This is a genomic window from Protofrankia sp. CiP1_Cm_nod2, assembly GCF_920664355.1.
GTDB lineage: Bacteria > Actinomycetota > Actinomycetes > Frankiales > Frankiaceae > Protofrankia.
The window spans coordinates 10587-11146 of record NZ_CAKKTL010000146.1 but is presented as its reverse complement, the minus strand read 5'-3'; the positions used below and the strand labels follow the sequence as shown (position 1 = coordinate 11146).

Below are 560 nucleotides of genomic sequence, written 5' to 3'. Positions count from 1 at the left end.
GACCTGCGCGGCTACTTCAACGCGGTGATGTGGAGGTTCCGTACCGGTAGCCCCTGGCGGGACGTGCCCGAACGCTACGGCTCCTGGTCGACGATCTACGACCGGTTCCGCGCGTGGGCGCGGGACGGGGTCTTCCAGGCCCTCATGGACGCGATGATCACCGAGGCGGCGGCACGCGGCGACGTCGACCTCAGCCTGGTCGGCGTGGACTCCACCGTCGCCCGCGCGCATCACCACGCGGCGGGCATGGTGGTCGACCCGGACCTCCTGGAGGAGATGGCGAAGGCCCTGACGGCGGAAAAGGGGCTTCACCAACCGGACAGAACAACCCTGTGACCGAGGCGCCCGAGGACGGCGAGGACACCGAACGGGCCCAGCGCCGCGCGGTCCGCCGCCGCCGCAGGGCCCGGCTGAAGGCCGCCGAACTGGGACGCTCCCGAGGCGGGCTGACCAGCAAGGTGCACCTCGCGGCCGACCGGCGCTGCCGCCCGCTGTCCCTCATCCTCACCCCCGGACAAGCCGCGGACAGCCCGCGTTTCCTCCCGGTCCTGAAGAAGATC

At 71.8% G+C, this 560-nt stretch carries 3 pseudogenes; all 3 read left to right on the top strand.

Features of this window, described 5'->3' with window-relative positions:
- Positions 1-3: 3 nt before the first annotated feature.
- A pseudogene (locus NBW84_RS24395) lies at positions 4-135 on the top strand (transposase); the annotation flags it as partial.
- A gap of 42 nt (positions 136-177) precedes the next feature.
- Positions 178-278 (top strand): annotated as a pseudogene (locus NBW84_RS24390) (IS5/IS1182 family transposase); the annotation flags it as partial.
- Between the two features lie 147 nt (positions 279-425).
- A pseudogene (locus NBW84_RS16095) lies at positions 426-560 on the top strand (IS5 family transposase); the annotation flags it as partial.